This window comes from Niabella drilacis, from assembly GCF_900101395.1.
Lineage (GTDB): Bacteria > Bacteroidota > Bacteroidia > Chitinophagales > Chitinophagaceae > Niabella > Niabella drilacis.
The window spans coordinates 631333-650608 of record NZ_FMZO01000001.1 but is presented as its reverse complement, the minus strand read 5'-3'; the positions used below and the strand labels follow the sequence as shown (position 1 = coordinate 650608).

The 19276-nt window shown below is 47.7% G+C and carries 11 protein-coding genes; 1 reads left to right on the top strand and 10 read right to left on the bottom strand.

The genetic code is table 11. The features are described from left to right. Positions 1-13 precede the first annotated feature (13 nt). The 8 genes from BLS44_RS02780 to BLS44_RS02730 all read right to left on the bottom strand — a co-directional run bounded on the left by BLS44_RS02780 (position 14) and on the right by BLS44_RS02730 (position 15967). Entirely contained in the window at positions 14-3106 is a 3093-nt protein-coding gene (locus tag BLS44_RS02780; protein WP_090388466.1) for a SusC/RagA family TonB-linked outer membrane protein, read from the bottom strand. Between the two features lie 36 nt (positions 3107-3142). Beyond that, on the bottom strand, positions 3143-5059 hold the full coding sequence (locus BLS44_RS02775; RefSeq protein WP_090388629.1) for a RagB/SusD family nutrient uptake outer membrane protein: 1917 nt from the start codon (positions 5057-5059) through the stop codon (positions 3143-3145). 107 nt (positions 5060-5166) lie between these two features. Beyond that, positions 5167-8613 (bottom strand): TonB-dependent receptor, encoded by a 3447-nt coding sequence (locus tag BLS44_RS02770; protein WP_218127677.1) that lies wholly within the window; start codon positions 8611-8613, stop codon positions 5167-5169. Between the two features lie 190 nt (positions 8614-8803). Next, a complete protein-coding gene (locus tag BLS44_RS02765) occupies positions 8804-10003 on the bottom strand; it encodes a FecR family protein (protein WP_176954288.1) in 1200 nt (399 codons plus the stop codon). Between the two features lie 74 nt (positions 10004-10077). Beyond that, positions 10078-10623, bottom strand: a complete 546-nt coding sequence (locus BLS44_RS02760) for an RNA polymerase sigma-70 factor (RefSeq protein ID WP_262492840.1) — start codon at positions 10621-10623, stop codon at positions 10078-10080. A 1508-nt stretch (positions 10624-12131) separates the two neighbouring features. Beyond that, positions 12132-13526, bottom strand: coding sequence for an FGGY-family carbohydrate kinase (locus BLS44_RS02740; protein ID WP_090388461.1), 1395 nt, complete (start codon positions 13524-13526; stop codon positions 12132-12134). A gap of 98 nt (positions 13527-13624) precedes the next feature. Beyond that, positions 13625-14596 (bottom strand): sugar phosphate isomerase/epimerase family protein, encoded by a 972-nt coding sequence (locus BLS44_RS02735; RefSeq protein WP_090388460.1) that lies wholly within the window; start codon positions 14594-14596, stop codon positions 13625-13627. A gap of 45 nt (positions 14597-14641) precedes the next feature. Further along, positions 14642-15967: a class II aldolase/adducin family protein gene (locus tag BLS44_RS02730; RefSeq protein WP_090388459.1), complete on the bottom strand. Its 1326-nt coding sequence runs from the start codon at positions 15965-15967 to the stop codon at positions 14642-14644. Between the two features lie 319 nt (positions 15968-16286). Between BLS44_RS02730 and BLS44_RS26425 the strand changes: the two genes are divergently transcribed. Continuing rightward, complete coding sequence (locus BLS44_RS26425; RefSeq protein WP_090388458.1) at positions 16287-16658, top strand: hypothetical protein; 372 nt, start codon at positions 16287-16289, stop codon at positions 16656-16658. Here BLS44_RS26425 and BLS44_RS02720 read toward each other — a convergent pair. Both BLS44_RS02720 and BLS44_RS02715 read right to left on the bottom strand, forming a co-directional pair. Then, entirely contained in the window at positions 16629-17915 is a 1287-nt protein-coding gene (locus BLS44_RS02720; RefSeq protein WP_090388457.1) for an alpha/beta hydrolase, read from the bottom strand. The two genes, BLS44_RS26425 and BLS44_RS02720, sit on opposite strands and share 30 nt — an antisense overlap. Continuing rightward, the gene (locus BLS44_RS02715; protein ID WP_090388627.1) at positions 17908-19110 is read right to left on the bottom strand and encodes an SGNH/GDSL hydrolase family protein; all 1203 of its coding nucleotides are present in this window, start codon (positions 19108-19110) and stop codon (positions 17908-17910) included. Before BLS44_RS02715 ends, BLS44_RS02720 begins: the two co-directional genes overlap by 8 nt. Positions 19111-19276 lie beyond the last annotated feature (166 nt).

The window sequence follows — 19276 nt, the reverse complement described above, 5'->3', positions numbered from 1 at the left end:
ATTGTGCTTATGGTCAGAAGGTCACTTTCACGCCCATATTGTACACGCGGTACGCCGGAAACCCGGTATAGCCACTGCCTTCGGGCCCAAAATCTTTTGATTTCATATGGTCCCAGGTAACCAGGTTCTGCCCGCTCAGCAGGAACCGGATATTTTCCGCACCAATTAGTTTTGCTGCTGCCGCCGGAAATGTATAGGCCAGTTCCACATTTTTAAGGCGCAGGTATGACCGGTCGTAAGCTACATAATCCGTAGGCTGCATACTGCTGCTGGAGCCAAGGGTAAGCGCCGGTGCCGTAATTGATAATCCCTGCTCATAGCGCTCCCGGGTCCAGGCATTGCGATGCAGGGAACCAAATATACCGTCGTAGCCGGATTCCCAAACCCCTGCGCCACCTTCGAGCGTGGTATATTGCCCAATGCCCTGGAACTGTACATTCAACTCCACTGCCTTATACTGCAGCCCTCCAGAGAAGGCATATACCTTACGGGGGATCATCCCTGTACCAACAGGCACCGCATCCCCGTCATCTATTTTACCATTTTTGTTCAGATCTGTATATTTAAAATCGCCCAGGCGGGGAGCACCAACCCTGGTATAGTCAATGGTATTGTTGTTCAACTCCTCCTGGGTATTAAAGTACCCGTTGCCATTGCTGCGGTCTATCCGGAAGACCCAGGCTTGCCCCAGTGGAAGGCCTTCTACCCGGTGCCGGTATACATACTCATCCGGCAAAACGGGCTCATTTACATGCACTACCGTATTTTTATTGTAGCTGTACATACCGCCAATATTGAATTTAAGGTCCGGACCAATAGCATGGTGGTAATCCACTGAAATTTCGTAGCCTTTATTCTCAAACCGCCCCGTATTGAACATGGGATAGTCATTTAACGGAACCCCCTGGTATGCCGGTATCAACCCTGTGGCACTTACGACCATATTGTCCATCCGCTCGTGAAAGATGTCCGCAGTAATAGAAAACTTATGAAACAGCCCCAGGTCAATACCCAGGTTTTTAGTAGCCAGGAGTTCCGCACCAATATTGGGATTGGCCCGGGTCCGTTCATCAATGTTATATTGCAGGTACTGCACAGGACCGCCATTGCCAAAGCGGATTTCATTGAGGTAGGCGTAACGATTCAGGCCGCTTTCGTCATTCCCTGCCTTTCCATAAGAAGCTCGCAGCTTTAAGAGGCTTAGCCATTGCTGGCTTTTGAGAAAGGTTTCGTTAGACAGCACCCAGGCCACGGATCCTGCAGGCGTAGCAGCATAACGGTGGGCAGCTCCGTATTGCTCCGATCCGGAATATCCCAGGTCAACCTTGGCATAATAACGGTTATCATAGCCATAAGTAATTTCGCCCCCCGTATGAAAGCGATTATAGGGCAGCAACCAGGGCGCGTCTGTATTTGCTTTTGTAAGATTCTGAAAGAACATATAACCCATTCCGGTAACAGCATGCTTCCCAAATACACGCGCATAATTGAGCATGCCTTTATAGCTCAGGTGATAATAATATTGATTCAACTTACCATAGACAAGCGGTGTATTCTCTCCCCTCAGCAGGATGAGGGTGTCTTTATCAAGCGGACGCAGCCAGCGTTCAAAACCCTGGAATGTATTAAGTCCCCCGGCAGAGTTTGTCTGGTAGGCAAATATGCCGCTTGCCTTTAACCCTTTGGTAAGAAATCCCAGGTCTGCATCCACCCCAAACTGTGAGGTGGTATTGGTGGTAGTGGTCCGCCAGTACCCCGACCTGTTCAGCAAGCCGTAAGTGGGATCCGCGTTCTGTGTAGCCAGTACTTTACCAGGATCCGTTACCTTACCGGTGCTGTCTGTGATTTTAGGCGTAACAGGGCCAAAGGCTACCGGCGGCATATTAAACAGGCTGCTATATACTGCTGCATTGCTTACCCCGGGCGTCCGCTCCCGTTTAACATTACCGGCCAGGCGTACAAATGTTTTAATGTACTTATTGATGACCATATCTACATTCGTACGATAATTCACCCATACATTATTAGTGTTGGGGTTGTATTTTTCCTGATCGGTTTTAAAATACCCTCCCTGATGCATCACATTCACGTTGGAGTAAAATTGCACCCGGTCGTTACCACCTGTAAGGTTTACACTACCCCGCTGCATGAGCGCAAAATCCTTCATGAACATGTTGTACCAGTTGTTATTGGGGAAGGCCGGATCATTACCAGCCTTGTATTTTTCAATCTGTTGCTGTGTAAACGGAAGCGGTCGGCTGTCGTTCATTGCGGCCTGGTTGCGCAGTTCCGCGTATTCGGCCGAACTGATAAAGACGGGCCTGGTTGTAGCCTCCTGCATCGACTGATCAAAGGTAACTTTTGCGATTAAAGGGGTTTTAATTCCTCTTTTTGTGGTAATCACCAATACCCCGTTAGCCCCCCGTATACCGTAGATAGCCTGCGTTGAAGCATCTTTTAATAGGCTTACCGATTCTATTTCATTTGCCGAAATATAATTCAGACTTTCTGAAGATTTGTAGGCCACAGGGATACCATCAATAACCACCAACGGACCATTGGCCTGGGTGCTATGAACACCCCGGCTGTAAAGATCGGTGCTTGCTTTCGACAATTCGGATTTTACTTCTATTGTGGTAAGCCCGGCCAGGCGCCCGGCCAGGGTTTGCGTAAAATTGGCCACCGGAGCACGTTCCAGCACCGCCCCTTTTACGGTGGATACAGCCCCGGATACTTCTTTGCGCAATTGCTGGGTGTAACCCAGGTCCACCTCTTCGTCCTGGTGATGCGGATCGGGTTGTAATATTACATTCATCCGCTCATCCGGGTTTATTTTTACCGTTTGCCGTTGGTACCCGTCTGCACTTATCGTAATTGTGGCACTCTTATCATTCACCTGTAAAATATATTCCCCCGTCTTATCCGCTACCGTGCCGTTCTTACCGTTAGCCGAATTGATGGACGCTCCCGGAATCGGTATGCCGGAGGGGCTGACAACCGTACCTTTTACCAATACCGGGTCCTGCGCATACAGCGCCATACCGCTGCAAACCAGCATGAGCACTGATAACAAGGTTATTTTTATCGTTGCTATTAATTTCTTCATTTTGCTTTGTCGTTATAAGTCAATTAAATCAGTTTATCACCAGCCTGGGTTTTGCCAGTTTTGCCCGGTACTTCCCAACAAACGGCTGGCCTCATTAAGGGGGATGGGCACCCAAAGGAATTTATTGGTATAGCAGGCACGCGGAGTAGACCGTACGGTACGACGGCCATACGTATAAGATCCATTGGGGTTACGCGTAATGGCTGCCGCTGTGATCCACTTGTCGGTTTTAGACAGATCCCCCCCGGGAGTAGTCCAACGTCTTACATCAAAATACCGGTTTTCCTCCAGGGCAAGCTCTACCCGGCGTTCGTTTTGAACACGAACAATCAGTTCGGCCTGCGACAACCCGGTCGGCAAACCGGGCATGCCCACCCTACTGCGGATCTCGTTCACTGCCGCATAAGCATCCTCCGTTTGACCTGCATTGGCCGCAGCCTCTGCAAAATTGAGCAGCACCTCTCCCAACCGGAACAGCTTTGCCGGTGCAGGCTCAATATTGAAATTTTCACCGGAGTTGGGGTGCAGAAACTTACGCTCATAATAACCGGTACGGGTTTTGCTTCTTACTGTGGCGTCGAGACCTGTTTGCGGCTCCCCCATCCAGGTGGCAATAATACGGGTACGTTGCCCTGCTGCGCCGGGAAAGTTCTCTGCAGATTCTGCCACTTCGTTAAACCCCCACCAGCAATTCCGCTTTGACCCATTATAGTAGATCGTTGCATAAAAACGGGGATCCCGGTTGCTATATGGGTCTTGCGGGTTATACAATGTATTGGCCGTATTATAATTAGGCAGCAGGTGCTGCTCGTCTAAATAGGGGTTGCTTAAATTCAAAATAGGCTGACCATCTTTGGTTTCATAGGCATCTACCAGTTCCTGCGAGGGGCAGGTTCCGGATTTATACCCTGCCTGAGCGCCAATACCATCTGTTATCCAGGCAGGACCACCTCCGCCAAGCTGATAAATCGTTTCCTTGTCTACCGGCTGATCCGTATAATCCATAGCCTGGTTAAAATACTCATTGTACAGCGCTGCATGAGGATCCTTATCCGGCCCAATAAACGCTACATCAGACAGGTAGGTCTGTGGAAAGTTCACCTGGGTGTAGAGCGCATATCCATGGTCCCGCAGGTTTTGGAGCGCTATTTTATTGATCTGATAGGCCTCCTGCCAGTAGTTTTGGCCGCCATTGTTGAGCGGGCTGGCGGCAAAGAGGATCATCTTCGATTTAATGGCCTCAGCCATCGCTTTAGTCACACGCTCGCCCTGTGCACCGGTGGTGATCCGCCAGGGAAGCTCTGCTGTAGCCAACGCCGCATCACAATCCTCAATGATAAATTTCACCACTTCGTAATAAGAAGCCTTTTTCAATTTTGAAAAGTCCGTGGTAAATGAAAAGGGCTCCCGCTCTATTGGCAATACGGCGCCAAACCATTTCAGCAGCTCAGAATAATAATACGCCCTGAGCAGGTGCGCTTCCGCCGCCCAGCGCTTCCGGTCGACCTCGGTACGCACGGTTGCTTTATCAATCCGGCTTAGAAAATAGCTGCACATATAAATAGAATTCCAGTAGCGGTCCCAGTAAGCGCCGTTGCGGGCATCGTCAAACTCCAGTATGGGATGGCTTGCAGCAGATGCTACCCCATTATACATGCGCCCCGACTTGATCCAGGACTCAGCCTCCGCATCGGTATCCCAGGCGTCGTCGCACCACTCTACAGGCCCCCGGCTCCAGAAAAAATAATGAAGGCCCTTGAGTGGGATATTCCCATAACAGTTATTCAGATAAGCCCCCGTTTTATCGTGATCGGCAAAGACCTCATCCAGCGAGATCTTTCCATCCGGCGCGGTATCCAGCGCCTTTTTACAGGATCCCAGCGCCAGCAGGAAAAGAACAGCAATAAACAACAGGCCGGGTTTTATGTTAAATTTTATATATCTCAATTTCATCAGCATATACATATTTTTTAATAGTTCGATGTAACGCGCTCCGTATAGATGCTCTTATTCGTAAAAAGCGATACACAGGCGTTTCATCTTTATTGTTTATTCTGAATTTAGAAAGTAATGTTGGCGCCAAAATTTAGCGACTTGGTAATGGGGTACCCCAAAGCAGAAGTACCTTCCGGATCCAGGTGGTTCATGCGCAAACGGTCCCAGGTAAAGTAATTATACGCGCTTACATATACCCGGAAGCCTTGTACGGCGAAGCGTTTCAGCGCGCCAGCAGGCAGTGTATAGGCCAGCTCAATATTCTTTAGCCGGATAAAGGAACGGTCCATTACAAAGAAATCGTTGGCCACATGATTCGTATTCTGATGCGTGCTCAACGCCGGGTACGTAATTTTTTCTCCGTTTGCATAGCGTTCTGCCGTCCAGGCCGTACGTTGATATCCGAAATAAGTGCCGCGGAAGTTGTACTCGTAAGCCCCCTGGTACTGAAAAGGTGCATAATACTGTGTTACTCCCTGAAAGAAAGGAGTCAGCTCCATTCCTTTATAACGCACGGAGAACATAAAACCAAAATTGACGCGGGGAATAGCCGGATACCCGATCGGCGCCAGGTCTTTATCGTTAACCTCCCCATCTCCATTAAGATCCAGGTATTTGAAATCCCCAACCCGTGGTGAGCCAAAGCCATACGTTGTTTTAGCCAGGTAAGCATCCAGTTCTTCCTTTGAGTTAAAATAACCATTACCATTGCCGTAGTCGATCTTGTACCCCCATAGCTGTCCCAGGGAGTATCCCGTTTGCTGGAATTGATACGCGTAAGAACTATCCCGGATGGGCTCGTCAATAAACCTGACGGTATTATGGTTGTAACTGTAATTCCCTTTCACCAAGAGGGAAAAGTCTTTGGAGAACGTTTTATTATAGGTAAGCTCCAGTTCATAACCCTTGTTATCCACAATACCCATATTTACCTTGGGAATATTGCCCAGTGGTACGCCCTGCAATATGGGAACTGATTGCCGGCTAATAAGGATATCACTGCGGTGTTCTGTAAAATAATCAAAGCTTGCCGTCAGGTCCCCGAACAGGCCAATGTCCACGCCAAGGTTTTTCTTTACCGCAGTTTCCCAGGTTATACTGGAATTTCCCAATAGACCCAGGTTTACGCCCCGCCCTAACCCAAGGCTGGGCAAAGGACCGCCGCCCATGGTGATGTTATCTGTATAAAGAAAACGCCTGCCCCCGATCTGGTCATTCCCCACTTTGCCATAAGAGGCCCGGAATTTAAGATTGGTAATCACATCGCGCAAAGGCTTAAAGAACTTTTCATTGCTGACCACCCAACCCAATGAGGCCGCCGGGAAAAAACCAAAACGCTTTTTAGGGGCAAATTGCTCGGAGCCGTTATACCCCATATTCACCTCCGTCAAATACCGGTTGTCAAATCCATAGGTAAACCGGCTGGCAAAACCCACTACATTGTAGGGGATTAACTGTTCTGACGATCCCTGCGGAACTTCCCAGTTGTCCCGCTGCACCAGTACCATACCCGTTACAGCATGTTTTTCAAAGCTGCGGTTATAATTTACAGAACCCTGCAGGTTAATATTATACCGGGAGTCTGCTGCTTTTCCAAGACTTAGCAGCGATTCCGAAGAACGTGCCTCAGCATAACTCAGCCCGTTGGTAGTTGTATTAACAAGAGACCGGTAGAGTCGCTCCAGTTTCTGTCCTTCCGAACCGGTGGTCGCTTTGGCATCATAAGAAATCATTCCTTTCATGCTCAGTCCTTTTGTAACAGCATTACTAAGATCCCATTCGGCGCCCAATGTTGAGTTCAGGTTAGAGCGCAGCTCACTGCGATAGCCCATCCTGTTTATAATCTCAAATGCAGACCGGTCCATATAACGATCTCCATTCAACGTGGGATCCACGATCTGTCCGGGTGCCACACCAAAACCTGCAATAGTCGTAGGTCCTGGCGTAATGGGCAAAATTGACTGCGTCATGTTTATGATATCATTCATCATCCAGTTCGTATTGTACCCATATACCTGTCCGGACTGGGGCATATTCACGCGCTCAATATAGCTACCGATATTCAGAAAACTCTTTAATGAAGCAGTAATCTTATAGTCCAGGTTAGCCCTAAAGCTATAGCGGTCCATCCAGGAAGACGGATCATAGCCCAATACCAACTGGGGTTCAGTTTTCAGGTTTCCTCCCTGGTGCAGATATAATCCATTTACGAAATAGTTGATCTTACTGGTACCGCCGGTTGCGCTGAGGTTTACACGCGTTTGCGGCGAATAGCGAGCGACATATTCCCGGTAATAATCATGATCGGGATACATATATTGCCGCAACTTCACCTGCCCGGCATAATTGGGGTCATTCGGATCCAGGCCTGCCAGGGGATTGGTATAGCGATCTATATCGGCCTGACTAAAAGGTGCCGGATTCCCGTCATTCTCCGCCGCCTCATTTCTCAATTTCATATAATCTACAGAATGCAGACGCTCCGGTTCACGGGTAAATGAAGTGTAGCTCTGATCAATGCTGGCATTGAACGCTATTTTCCCCTCACTGCCCCGCCGGGTGGTTATGAGCATTACACCGTTGGCCCCCCGCACGCCAAACACCGCTGTAGCAGACGCATCTTTCAATACCGTAACCGTGGCTACTTCATTAGGGTCCAGTGTCCGGATATTATCACGGGGCACTCCGTCAATCAGGATTAACATATCCGTGCTATTGGTGGTAGCCGCACCACGTAAATACATAACGGCATCATCCCGTCCCGGCTGTCCTCCACCAGATTGCAGGGAGGTTAAGCCGGTCAGGCGTCCGGCAAGCGCATTGGCCAAACTGGCTGAAGAACTTTGCTTCAACTGCTCCGTAGAAACGGATGATACGGCGCCCGTTACCGTAAGCTTTTTCTGCGTGCCGTAGCCTACCACCACCGTCTCATCCAGGTTGGTAACGGCCATTTTTAAACGGATGACAATACCGGTGGTATTTGCATCTGTTTTATATTGAACTTTTTCGTACCCGATGGATGAAAACTCTATCGGGTCGCCTATATGGGCCTCTATGCGAAAATTTCCGGCTTCATCGGTTTGCGTTGCTATACCGGTACGGATGTTTGTTACCGTTACCCCGCGTAAGGGCCGGTTCTGATCATCCACTACTTTCCCGGAAACAAGCATAGCTGCGGGAGCAACAATTTCTAAAACCTCCTGCTTTTTGACAGGCAGGTCTTTTTCTGTTATTACCACTACTTTATCAACGATTGAATAGGCCAACCGTAGCTCCCTGAAACATTGATCCAGCACCTGCTCCAGCGTTCCGTTTACCACATAAACATTGGTTTTAGACGCTTGCCTGAACAGTTTTTCTTTATAAAAAAACTGGTAGCCCGTTTGCCGCTCAATTTCTTTAAACAGCTTTTTAATGGGGATGTTGTTCCGGGAAATAGTGATCCTCTGTGCAAAACTGCCTGCACTAACCTGCATAAATGTAACAAGCAGGAAAAAAGCAATCATTTTCATGACAAGTAACGTTTTGGCGAGGCCCTGCCTTTTAAAAAAAGGCCTCCCCTGCGATTCTAAATACATACCTTTGTACTGGTTTTGGGTTAAAAATTAGCGTCAACAGCTTTATAATAAGCCTGAGCCTTCCGGCCGGCAGTGTTCCCTCACTACCGGCTTTTTTTCTCAGTTCAGTATTTATACCTTTGTTCTATGATTTTATGATCATTCTTTTGCCATTCTCCTCGATCCGGACATCATTGAGCTTTAGAATATATAATAGTTTTGAAAGCGGCAAGCCTTTAGAAATTTTTCCGGAAAAACCATCCGTTGTAACTTTTCCTTCAAAAACAATGTCCACGTCATACCATCTTGCAACCTCGCGCATCAATGTTTTTATATCCGTGTTGTCAAACCAGAAAAAGCCATCTTTCCAGGCTACTACCTGATCCACATCAACGTCGTTGTATAACTGCATTTCGTTTGCGTCCACCCCTACCTGTTGTCCCGGAGAAAGACGCCTGACCGTTCCCTTGCTCTTTATTTTAACGGCCCCTTCGAGTAACGTTGTTTTTGAAACAGATTCATCGGGGTACGCATTCACATTAAAGTGCGTGCCCAACACTTCTATTTCACATGCCCCCACGGAAGCGGTATTCAATTTTACCCGGAACGGAAGCGCCTGGTTTTTGGCTACTTCAAAATAAGTTTCACCGGTTACTTCAACCGTTCTGCTATCCCCCATAAATGAAGATGGAAATTTGACAGAAGATTCCGAATTCAGCCAAACCCTGCTGCCATCCGGCAATGTAAGCTTATATTGCCCTCCCCTGGGGGTGGAAACCGTATTGTACAAAACCGTTGATGGAGCTGCCGCCCCTTGCGCAGCATAAGTCAGCTCCCCTGTTTTTAATTTCGTTACGTTTGAACCGCCCTGCACCGCCAATACACCGTTTGCCGCACTATCTAACACAATGGTGCTGCCGTCTCCAAGTGTAAGGGTTGCCCTTTCTCCCCCAGGCATAACATCTTTAACAGGTAGTTGTGTCCGGGCAATGGGCGCCAGTTTCTCTATCCGGTTACCAAAATACAACCAGGACAAAACAGACAGCGCCAATAAAACACCCGCCGCAGCCCACCAAACACGAACGGCTCTCATTCGTTTTACCCTGGCTCCAGCCGGCATCCTTTCTAAAAATTTAAGCCAGGCAGCCTGCACATCAGGTTGCTCAAAATCTTTCACCCCCTCCACAAACACTTGCTTGTCAGATAAATGCAAAAGAAAACGCTTATTGCCTTCGTCCTGCCGGAGCCATGCATCAAACTCCTGTTGCTCTGCTACAGTCAACTCCCCTTTAAGGTACTTACCAAGCAAGCGTCCGTATTTTATTGATTCCTCAAACTTGTTCATAGTTACGATTCGTACAATAAAACACATAACCAAGCCCCCTGGGGTGAAAGGATTGGAGATTTTTTGAAAAAAAATCAATTAGAAGAATAGCCCATTACAAGCAAGCTCAGCAAAGCAAAGAATTCCGGGCTTATTTTCAGGCGCAGCAATTGCAATGCCCTGGCCTTTTGTGTTTTGACGGTATTGATGCTAATGGAAAGGTGATTAGCGATTTCCAGGTTACTCAGCCCATCGAGGTACCCCAATCTAAAAACTTTCCGGCATCCCTCCGGCAGTTCATTAATGGCCTTATGCACCTCGCTGAGTGCTTCGGATTGAATGATGGCTTGCAGCACGAAAGAGTCCTGGGCTTCTTTGACTTCATTTGCAGCCAGTATTCTTTTATGGTTTTGCTGTTGCCTCAAATAGTTCAATGAAGCATTTCGTACCGCTATATACAGAAAGGACCGGGCCGCAATTTCCTTATCAAAGTCAGCCTCCCGCCCAAGAAATTTGATAAAAGTATCCTGCACCACATCCTCGGCGGCCTCCGTATCTTTTATAAATTTACGGGCAAAATAAACGAGCGGACGATAATGCTCCATGAAGAAAATTTCAAATGGAGACGATCGCTTATTCATTAACCCCTCAGGTTTCTTTTCCGGATCACGCATCGCGGCCAAATTACTCCATTTTATCCACCGGTCAAAATTTCAGATATAAGAGATGGCCCCGCCCATCAAAATTCAGATTATTAGTTCTTTTACATTGCGTCATCACTACGCTTGATACAAAGAATATACCGACGGTTCTTTTTTAAAAAGTCACCACCTACCAATACCGCGCCATAATCCCTTGCCAGCCGCCTCATTTTTGCTCCTGTTACAACAACAGGACGAAAAATGATCAGGCAATTAAAAAACCTCGATATGACTTTCAAACATGTCCGGCTTTTTACGGCTGTTCTTATTCCGGCCTGTATGATGTTTGCCGGCTTCTGCATTTATTATTGCTTAAAGAAAGTCTATGTACTTGCAAACGGCAAAGCTATCTTGGCAACGGTATCCAGTCACAGAGAAAATATTCCTGTGGAAGCAAGCGATCATATCCGGGCATTTCACGAGAGTTTTTTTATTTGCCCCCAATGACTCCTTCCACAAATCCCCTGCTTTCTTTAAAGCAGGCGACAGATCTATTTGGTAAGGATAGTACTAAATTGAACCCTGTTCAATCCCCTTTAAGCGCACGCTCACGAGAGATTCTACCTTACCCGGATCAAGAAAATATTTTTTTGAATCAGAACCTCGTTGAACGTTCAGCATAGCGATATATGTAGCCGTGCCGCTAAAATATTTGATGGACAGATTGTATGATGGCGACCAGCCCATAAGTTTCGCGAACGCTTCTTTAAAAGGAATTCCGTATGTTGGTTTAAATAGCAACTCTCAGACTTACTCCATATGTTGCAGGCTGCATTCCTCTTTGAACGATGTAGCATTTCCGTTTCCATTTTTCCTACCGGGAATCAAAAATAACAAACCAGGCCCTGCCGGGCTACGAGATTATGAGGAAGGTCATTAGGTTTATAATACATGTGTAAACTATAACATTTTCAAATACTATTGCCCGTTTAAACGGATCAGGTTGAATAAATGGGAAATATTGAGCATTAAGCATAAATGTTAGCGCATCTAAACAGGAAAAAGAGAGCGCTCTTACACCTCTTGCAGCGGCCCTGAAAGCCTTGATTTTTGCATTAAAAGATCCCGTGCGGCATTGGTCCTTCGGTTGTCAAAATAATTAAGGATACTTTTATGGTGGGTCTCAACGGATCGGGCCACGGTACAAAATACTTTCTAAAGATAAAAGAAAAGGATGCGCCTTTGTTGGTCACCCCATTGTAATTTAAGACATTCCAATCTTTTTTGCTGCAGGGGTTTTGAGTTAGGTTGGGCGCATAAGATACCTCTTCTGACCGGGGAGAAATCTGTTCTGCTGATGGGCCGGTTCTGCAAAAAAACGGCATAAAAAATGCCCGCCCGAGCAAAAAAAAGAGGAGTGTTGTTGAGGGCGGCAAACAGCTTCGTTGCCATTAAGGGCACTGAGCAATAATTGCTGCAAAGCAGCCATCGCCGGGCTTCTTCATTCCTTATCCTGAATAATGCATTAACTGAACAAGCGCAGCAGCAAGCGGCTTCCGGTTCCAGTGATGATGCAGCGCAAGCGCTGCTCCCAGTGCCGTGCCCTGAACCATCGTAGCAGCACATACCTTCATTTGAGGGAATGCAGCCGACAATAATTGCATATATAGTTCATTTTTGCAGAAACCTCCGTCAACAAATAATTGCCGGGGACCACCATCGCCCAGCACCATTGCTGAAGACGTTTTTTGTTGCGTAACGATATCCGCAACCAGCTGGTGATACGCCTCCGATGCATTCCGGTATTGCTGCAGGTCCCTGGAACGGAAGCGGGCAGGTGTTGTGGCACTTGTAATAGCCGCCACCTCTTCGCTTATACCAGCAGCAGGCAGACCTGATAAAAGCCCCTCAAAGAGCTCCCGGTCCGGCATAACCGATTGATAGAACCCGGGCGAGCTGTTAAAATACGCCGCGATCCGTTTTACCTGCAGATCATGATCATTACCGGCAAACAACATCGATGCCTTTACGGGCAGGCCGGTATCGCTCAGATAACTCAGAGAGCCCTTTGACAACTCTGTTGCATTGGGCAATGTTTGATTAAAAGGGTTGAGGCTAATCGACCAGGTTCCGGTTGACAGGATCATGAAGGGATCCGGAAAACGCTGCAGGTAAGGTATTACAGCCGCGGAGCTGTCGTGCAAACCGGCTCCTATGGCGATCAGTTCGCCGGTACCTTCATTTTTTACGTTCACTGCATGGCTGCCCGGTGTTATAGGCGCTAACATTTCTATCAGTCCTTCCTCAGCCAGCCAGGTATGATACCGGTTCTTCCTGAAATCCCACATCCCGGAATGGCATCCCAGATGGGTCATTTCCGTCATCATTTTTCCCGTAAGCAGGTAGCTCAGGTACTGCGGAAAATGGAGCACGTGCGCTACTTTTTGCAACAGGTCCTGCTTTTTCTTTTTCATCCAGTACAACTGCATGCCGGCATTCAGATGTCCCATCAGCGGTGTGCAGGTTGCCACGGAAAAGGCCGCTGCATCTCCGCGTTCCTGTTCAAAAGCATTCTGCAGTTCCGCGGGATAGGGCTTCAGGTAATTATACAGATATCCTACCGGTAGCCCGTCTTTATCCAGGTACACCACCGAGGCCCCGTATGTTGAAAAGTTTACGGCTTTTAATTGCAATCCCGGATCTTTTTTTAACAGACCGAACTGTTCCTGTACCCACCGGCCAAGTGCCTCCAGGTCTTCACAGGGGAATCCTTCATCATCCTCAATTTCATCAAAGCGAATGACCTGCTCCCTAACCACATTGTAGTATTCATCAAAAACCAGCAATTTCTTATTGGTCTTCCCTATGTCAAAAACAGCCGTAACCGGCATTCCTGTTCGCATACCTAGTCCGTTTGAATATTATAAACATGGAGCACAGCCGCAATCCGTTACCAGGCCCGCTCCTGCAATACCGGGAACCATTTCCGCAGCCATTGTTCTTAACGGAAGAGCTTCCGTAAGAACCGGGAAGTTTTAACAGCATCATTTTCTTTTATGAGCAGCCCGATCTCATCGTAGTATTCATCTACGATCTGCTCATATTTCTTTACCCACCAGATGCTTTCAGAAATGGCATCCACAGCATCTTCCCGGTAGGGGTACTGGTCCATCGAGATCCACCCTTCGTAGTCCGTTTTCCGCAACCAGAACAACAATTCCACATAAGTGGTAAAATGCACACTGCTTACGATCATGTCATCATCCCAGCTGCCGTGGTTATCATTAAAATGCATGTGATATAACAGGTTGCCCGCACGTTTGGCCAGTACAACCGCCTCTGCCACGTTTTCACCGGCATAAAAGCTATGGCCGGTATCAATGGTGACACCCACGTTTGAGCAGCCGGTTTCCTTTGCCGCCAGGATCGTATCGGCCATCCGTGCATGATAAGAGAAATTGCGGGGTTCCTTTGGTTTGTATTCCAGGGCATACCGGAGTGCCGGAAATTCTGTAGCAACGGATCTGGTACCTTCTGTAAGCCAGTTACGTTCCTGGTCATAATCCGTAGCCAGCAAATAATCGTAGCCGTCCTGGCCCAGCCATAAATTTACGATCCCGCAATCCATCGCCAATGCCACTTCACTCATCTGGCGTAAATAATCCAGGGCAGCCTGCCGCACTTTTGCATCTGTACTGGTAAGGCTGCCTTTTCCAAAAAGCGGGTTCCCGAAAGTATCCGGGATAATGCTGGCACAGGCCACCCCGGCATCATCCAGCCTTTTTTTCATATCCGCCACATTATCCGGCCGGATATCCCAGGTGCCTACCAGCTCAATGCCCCCGATCTGCGGCATCCGCTCCAATGCCTGTTTTAACATTACTTCTGAACTGGGGTTCTGCTTGTACCCCTGGCAAAAACGATCCCGTGTATTTCCTAAGTTTCCCAGTATAATGGCATACCTGTTCTTCATAACAATCTTATTCTATATGGTGATTGAATGCATTGTTGCTGTGTGTTATATTTTCCATTCGTAGTTCTTCCACCGGCTCATGACTTTACCCAGGGCCTCGATCTCGCGGTCCTCTATCGGGATCATTGTTCCCAGTGAAGCAGACAATATTAATGATTTTGCGCTGAATTCCGCCACCTCAAGATAATCAAATGCCTGTAGCAACTTATTGCCCGTAACCACCACGCATTCATTTTTAATGATCATTACCGGCGATTCCGCTGATACAACCGGCAGCAACGCTCCGTCTTCAGAAAACTGGCATCCCTGCTCAATCATCTGCACATCCTGGAGATAGATCCAGGTTTCCGGGATGGTGCGTACATTAAAATTTTCGCCGGTTATGGCAAAGGCCGTCAGGTAAACAGGCTGCGTAATAATGACGGCATTAATGTCTTTATGCTGCTTATAAATTGCCTGGTGCAGCTGTACTGTTTTATCCGGTATCTTCCCCTTTTCCCGTTCGCCGTTCCGGATCTGCACCATATCGCCCGGGGTGAGGTCCCATTTGGAAATATGATCGGGCGTAATGATAAAATCGTTCTCCTCCCATCGCACAGACACAGATCCATACGCACCTAACATGAGCCCCTGCCTGCAGGCCCGGGTAATGATCTTATGCAGTGCAGTTCGCTTTTCCCGGTTGATGACCGAATACGGTTGTGAGGTATCTTCTTCCGGCAGTGCGTTGCAGAACTGCTTTAAATGCTTTTCGATCGCTGTTTCTGCCAGGATCTGCGCCGTCCCGATCCGGCTGCCATGGAGCAGGGATTTTGCGGTGCACTCCATTAACTCAAACTTCTGGTAGGCCTCCGAAATATCCGTTCCGCCGATGACGGTACCATGATTTTCCATAACAACCACCGAAGCGCCTTCCCCAAATTCAGCTGCTATATTTTTGCCCAGTGCTTCTGATCCTGGTAACGCATAAGGCGCATAGCCTATGGCCCCGCAAAGCGCATGCACCTGCGGAAGCACCCGGGTATCGGGTACTTTACGCACAATGCTGAAGGCAACAATACCCGGGGGATGTGCATGGATCACCGCTTTTATATCAGGACGTTTTTTATAAATGGCCTGGTGGAACGGGTACTCTGATGATGGTTTATGTTCACCGATGACGGAGCCATCCCTTTTCACACAAACGATATCAGCGGGCTTCAGCAATCCCTTATCCATACCGGCCGGGGTGATCCAGATATTGCCGTCCTCATCACAAATGGATAAATTTCCTCCGGATGTTGTGGTGAGTACCCGGTCGTAGATCCGCTTCATCACCAAAGTGATCTGGTCCCGGGGATGCATCGTTATCGTATTCAGCAAGGTCGCCATAATTTTCTTTAAATCGTTTAAGTATGAACAAACTTAAAAAAGCTTTTATTGATTACTGTCCTGTATTGACCTGAATAAGCTTTAAGCATTTCCGTTTCCATATACTCAGCAATGATGCTCACACTTATTCAAACACAAATCAAGAACCGAAAGTCGCATGTATCCACTTTACCCAGCTCTTTCACAACTGTAGTAAAACTTTGTTTATATAAGATCATATGATAGACACATAAATGGCGCCCGAGCACCTTGAAAAATACCGGACAATCAGGCTTATCTTTCCGGACAACAGCTGTTACCCCAAAGAAATCAAAATGGGTTGCATCCGCTTTTGCCGGGCAACGCTTTTTCCTACAGGATCATAAACAATATTGGAAACGAACCAATAAAACCGGGTGATGCATATGCCAATATAATTGAAGAATACCAGGTTACGCTGATTGAAAAAACCCAGTCTACATTTTTAAAAACAGGAACGCAGGCCGGTATCATCTCCTATAATGAAATGCCATTTAAAAGAGTAATCTTAAACGGGATCGCGACCATTTCTTTCAACTTTCATGAAATGGGTGTATTGACTGCACAAACAATCATTCCAGGGTCTGCCGAAAAACAAAAAGTATCCTTTCTCCCTGACCTTGCGCCCATCCTTATCATAAAATCATTCCTTAGACAATGCGGTGCCGACTGATTCCAGTCCAAAAAGGTTTACAGTGCTGACCGATAGTTTTCCGCCGTCATTTACAGGATAATGAATCACCTGTCTCATTTCGGGCAACTCAAGGGGATAAGCATTATCCCCATTGGTATCAAATTGCTGATAGGCCTTTGTGGCAGGAAACCGAGCGATCAGCCGGTCATTCCTATAAATATTAAAATGACTAATACCTGATTCTATATCAGCAGCCGCTTTCCAACTTAATACTATAGAATCGCCATGCACCTGCATTCCTTTCAGGTGATAGGGAGCGGGTGGCGGCGTACGGTCAATAACAGTGCCTGTGATCACATATTCCCTCCAGCAGGCAGCTGTTGCAGCATCCGGGAACCATGCCGCGCTCCGCCTATCACCGGGAAAGACTTGTTCCGGATAAATATTGTAATGCAGCGTGTCGCCCAGCCATGCCTTAGAACGGTCTACAGGGTTCATCGCAGCGTATCCTGCTCCAGGCCTGGATGGAAGCCGTTGCCGCAGCACCGCTTCATAAAACGGGATCGCCATATACCGGACGTAACTAAAGTTATGACTCTGGTAGGGCGTACAGGCAATGCCGGCATATCCGTTTGCTGAGCGTAACTTATGAAACTCATTAATTGATGCCCGCCAGCAACAGGCATCTCCTGCCGGACCTGCATGGCGAAGCAGCACCGGTACTTTGAGTGCCGCCGCGGGGTATGTACCCGGCTGAACAGACGGCGAGTATCCAAATACCGCCAGGATTCTTTCAGGATACTGTTTGAGCATAGACAGGGCCCAATAGCCGCCGCCGGAGTGCCCCCAAAGCAGCCAGGGCAGGTTGGCCAGTTCTTTGTAACCGGAGATCCTGCCCATTTCTGCTAAGGTTTTGATCAGGGCTGCACCCGATCCCGACTCCGCATCTCTCCAGTTGCGGCAATTTCCCTTTGCAGCGTACAGATCGGGGCCAACAAGCGCTAAGTTCCATTTTTTTGCAAAGGCCTGGTACTGGAGATCAAAAGCTGTAGCAGCGCCTGTTCCTTCCATAGTGCAGCCATGCTGATGTATAAAAACGCCATTCAGAAAAGGCATACTATCGGGAATAAATATCGTGTACCGGGCTGAATCAAAAGCGTAACCGGGATCCGTTTGTGTACTTACGTAAATCTTACCGCCAGGTACCTGGTACACCGGCACCATTTTCTTTTGAGCCGGAGCTATGAAAGCGATCATCAGCCAGCCCGATAAGATCAACCATTTTAGCTTACTCATAAATTTCAGGAATATCTGTCAGTGTTTGCAGGTACATCAGCCGGGAACCCTTCACATTAGGGTGATGATAGATCTGTCCAAAGTCGTAATCTTCATGCCACATAGTGATTTTGTCCACCACAGCGCCATCAAAATGTAACGAAGTAGCTTTATCAAACCGCGCTCCTTTTATTTTGTATTTTTGACGCACTTTTTCAATGACCGCATTAACCGGCACCTGGCTCCCACTTTCATTGGCCGGAATATTGTTGAGGATGGGTATGGCTCCCTGTGAGCGTATATATTCCACCAGGGTGCTGAGGTTCTGCTCTGTATTTCCCCCGTTGGTGCCGATGGTTATCATTACATATTTTGCCTTTACAAAGGGGAGTTCATTTTTGATCCGTTCCAGTACTTCTTTAATGGTACAACCGCCTCTTCCGCTGGTTACCACTTTTCCGCGTATCTGCTGCCGGACAAGCTGTGTCCAGGAAGCCGGAAAATCAGCAGTAGGGAAATAGCCCTCCGGTTCTGTAATTGAATCGCCATATATAAGTAGGAGCAGGTTACATGCTTTCGAAAGCACGGTCATCTGTTTTACACAGATCCCCGCCCCTTCCAGCAAACCGAAGCTGTAATAGTCGTGCTGAAGTCCTACAGAAAACCCTGGTCCTACCGCACCGGCTCTTTCTCCCCCCGTACCATCCATCGTTACAGTAATACTATCTGATGCACCGGTATGCAAATCGATGAGTTTGAACATTGCTGCCTGGTAATCTCTGTGCACTTCCACGAGGTAATCATGACCCGGATTTAGAAAAGACACCTGTTTCCTTGTCTCCGGCTTTGTCTGGATGCTAATGCTTTTATGCACCATATCCACATAGGCTTTAAAATCTCCCTGGTCGCTTTGAAAAACGGCCCTGGCATCTGCCGAAAAACACACATGATAGCGCACCAGGCGTGCAGCAAGGGAATAATACTTATTCAGCCGGACCAGCTGCCCTCTGCCTGTCAGTTGTAATCCGCCTTTCGCAAAATGGATGCCGGACGCCGGTAAAATGATCTCCGGATTTTTCCCCTTTTCATTAAATACATTATCGTATAAAACAACCGTACCCCCTGCTCCAGTTTTGCCACCGGACCCCGCTTGCGCAGGGCCGGCTGCAAACAAAAAAAACAAGCAATACAAGAACAGGCGCCTACACTTTTTCATACTATTATTTCCCTTTTTGATGTAACACATACCCGTTATCAGTCCATATCTTCTTTACAAGAGCAAGTTTTTTCCTGAAAGCCCCATACGATTTTTTTGTTTTGTGCCGCGTCCGGCCTGCTCCGGCAAGGGCCACAATACCTGGAAAGACCTGATAATACATGCG

Excerpts from the sequence above, each read along its gene's own strand:
- BLS44_RS02780 (WP_090388466.1), bottom strand. The coding sequence starts at position 3,106 with ATGAAGAAATTAATAGCAACGATAAAAATAACCTTGTTATCAGTGCTC.
- BLS44_RS02775 (WP_090388629.1), bottom strand. The coding sequence starts at position 5,059 with ATGAAATTGAGATATATAAAATTTAACATAAAACCCGGCCTGTTGTTT.
- BLS44_RS02770 (WP_218127677.1), bottom strand. The coding sequence starts at position 8,613 with ATGAAAATGATTGCTTTTTTCCTGCTTGTTACATTTATGCAGGTTAGT.
- BLS44_RS02765 (WP_176954288.1), bottom strand. The coding sequence starts at position 10,003 with ATGAACAAGTTTGAGGAATCAATAAAATACGGACGCTTGCTTGGTAAG.
- BLS44_RS02760 (WP_262492840.1), bottom strand. The coding sequence starts at position 10,623 with ATGAATAAGCGATCGTCTCCATTTGAAATTTTCTTCATGGAGCATTAT.
- BLS44_RS02740 (WP_090388461.1), bottom strand. The coding sequence starts at position 13,526 with ATGCGAACAGGAATGCCGGTTACGGCTGTTTTTGACATAGGGAAGACC.
- BLS44_RS02735 (WP_090388460.1), bottom strand. The coding sequence starts at position 14,596 with ATGAAGAACAGGTATGCCATTATACTGGGAAACTTAGGAAATACACGG.
- BLS44_RS02730 (WP_090388459.1), bottom strand. The coding sequence starts at position 15,967 with ATGGCGACCTTGCTGAATACGATAACGATGCATCCCCGGGACCAGATC.
- BLS44_RS02720 (WP_090388457.1), bottom strand. The coding sequence starts at position 17,915 with ATGAGTAAGCTAAAATGGTTGATCTTATCGGGCTGGCTGATGATCGCT.
- BLS44_RS02715 (WP_090388627.1), bottom strand. The coding sequence starts at position 19,110 with ATGAAAAAGTGTAGGCGCCTGTTCTTGTATTGCTTGTTTTTTTTGTTT.